Annotated in this window: 1 protein-coding gene; it reads right to left on the bottom strand. The window is 61.0% G+C overall.

What is annotated here, in order from left to right; all coding sequences use genetic code 11:
- Nucleotides 1–65 precede the first annotated feature (65 nt).
- Nucleotides 66–1,769, bottom strand: a complete 1,704-nt coding sequence (gene ltrA, locus LJ738_RS21080) for a group II intron reverse transcriptase/maturase (RefSeq protein ID WP_227788330.1) — start codon at nt 1,767–1,769, stop codon at nt 66–68.
- Between the last annotated feature and the right edge of the window lie 597 nt (nt 1,770–2,366).

Genomic DNA, 2,366 nt, shown 5'->3' with positions numbered 1-2,366 from the left:
GTTATGGTCAGCCGGGGAATCGCTCCCCCGGCTGCCACTTCAGAACCGTGCGTGAGACTTTCACCTCACACGGCTCCTCGTTGTGCACCGCTACTGCGGGCTGCCAAACTGCCGTCCTGCTTTGTCTTGTGGTCATGACAGTGCCGGTGCAGCAGTTGCAGGTTGTCCAACTCCTCCTTTCCGCCGCATATTCGGGGGATGCGATGGTCCTTTTCGAGTATATCCGTGTCCATGAAGCAAAGCTTACACCACGCACATCGCCCCGCCTGTCGCTTCAGCAGCGCACTGGTGCGCAGGTCTAGGCCGTGGTAATCCCGCAACCGGGAGCCCCAGTACACCCATTTGCCATCGAAAGGGGAGCGACTGCCCGCCACCTTGACGTGTCGTTTAATACGGGTGACGCTGTGCGTACGCAGCCGCACGCCTTGCGGCGTGTCGAATTTCCAACTGCCTTGCTCGAGTCGCCAGTACTTATGCACGATGCGGCATTTGTGCTTGCCGCTGTGCCGACGCGTGGCCCAGCGGCGGAGCTTGTGGTGGAGGTTGTAATCCAGCCGGGAGAAGACGTCTTTGGCCACCACGCCCGCGTAGTAGGCGCACCAGCCGCGTATCACCAGGTTCAACTCCCGGATGAGGGCGGCCTGGGGCGAGCCCCGCTGCCGGTACACGATTTCGCGTAGTTGGCGGTCGTGGCGCTGCTGCGCGGTACGGGAGGGCTTGATAATCGTCTTGTATCCCAGCGGGATGCCCCGCGGGCTTTTCCCTGTGTGGGTACGTCCCACCGGAAATTGCCGGACCGTCATGCCCAGGAAATCAAACCCGGCCGGGTGTTCCGGCGAGGGGTGCAGCGTGTGCACCACCCGCGTTTTGGCCGGTTTCATGGCCAGCCCCAACGGCGCCAACCAGTCCGCGAGTAGCTGCTGACAGGCTTCGATGACGACTCGGTCTTCGTGGAGGACCACGAAATCGTCGGCGTAGCGAATCAGGGTTGCTTTCGGACTCAGGCGGGTGGGGCTGATACGCTTCTGCCGGAAGTGCGTCTGGATGACCATTTCCATGCCGTGGAGGGCGATGTTGGCCAGCAGCGGCGAGATGACACCCCCTTGCGGGGTGCCGGCTTCGACGGGCTGAAAAACGTCTCCCTCCATCACCCCGGCCCGGAGCCAGCCCTTGAGCAGGCGACGGAACAGGGGCATGGTGGCCACTTTGGCTAGAAGCCGGTCGTGGTCGATGCGGTCAAAACACTTCTCGATGTCGGCATCCAGCACCCATTTGGCCCGCTGGTTGATGCAGTTGTAGATGGCCCCGATGGCGTCGTGCGCCGACCGGCCGGGCCGGAAGCCGTAGCTGTTGGGCTCGAACCGGGCTTCCCATTCGGGTTCCAGTGCCAGCTTGACCAGGGCCTGCAAGGCCCGGTCGTGCATGACGGGAATGCCCAAGGGACGCTTTTCGGTCGAGCCCGGCTTGGGTATCCAGACCCGTCGCAGGGGCTTGGCCGCGCACCGAAACGAGAGCCGACGGCTGAGCCGCAGGCGCTGGTGGTCGGTGAGCGACTTCACCCCGTCGATGCCGGCCGTGCGTTTGCCTTGATTGTCCTGGGTGACTTTGCGTACGGCCAAGAGTTTGGCTGCCCGGGATTTACTCAATAGTTTTTGGAGTTGGCGCACCTGGCGGGTATCCCCCCGGAGGCTGGCCTGATAAATACGCTTTTGCAGTCTGAAAACCGTGCGCTGGAGTTGCTTCCAGGGCAAGGCCTTCCATTCATCCATCTGTGGCATCACAGTGTCCATCGTCTTGACTGCTACTGACTGCATTTATCGATACACAACGGGCGCAAGTGGGCGTATCCGCCGGCTTTCCCGGCGGCGTTGGCTTTTTGCGCCATCCTGCCACGGGCCGGCGTGTAGCTGGCTGCCCACTGCCGAAGCAGAGCCGTTCCGTGGTTTACTTGTTCCATCTGCCTGTTTCACGAAAGGGTAGCGCCCCACTTTGTCACCGGGTTGTGCTGTGAATGAGCGGCCGTGGTCGGTAACGCATTACCACGGCCCGACAACCGTTCCCTTTTGGGCAAGCTTCTCATACTGGCTAAGCTTGTTCAACGTAACGATGAGTAGTGGATTCAGAATTCTTACGCATGCTTTCACACTTGCGGGGATGGCCGGCCAGTCTCCGACGTACCCGCGTTCTTTCCCGCTTCACCCACCCGGATTGCCACACCGGGTAAGTGGGGAAAGTGTTTTCGTCCGCTCATCAGGACGGCAGAGGATTGAACTCTGCACCAGACAGATAGTTGTTCTTTAGCCCGAGCTAAAGAACGCCTGCTTAGTTAGTTCACAGGCAACAAGTCGCACGCAGCCGTCGTTGTT

The organism is Hymenobacter plasmatis, from assembly GCF_020711255.1.
Lineage (GTDB): Bacteria > Bacteroidota > Bacteroidia > Cytophagales > Hymenobacteraceae > Hymenobacter.
The sequence above is the reverse complement of the archived record's forward strand: the minus strand, read 5'-3'. Positions and strand labels throughout refer to the sequence as shown.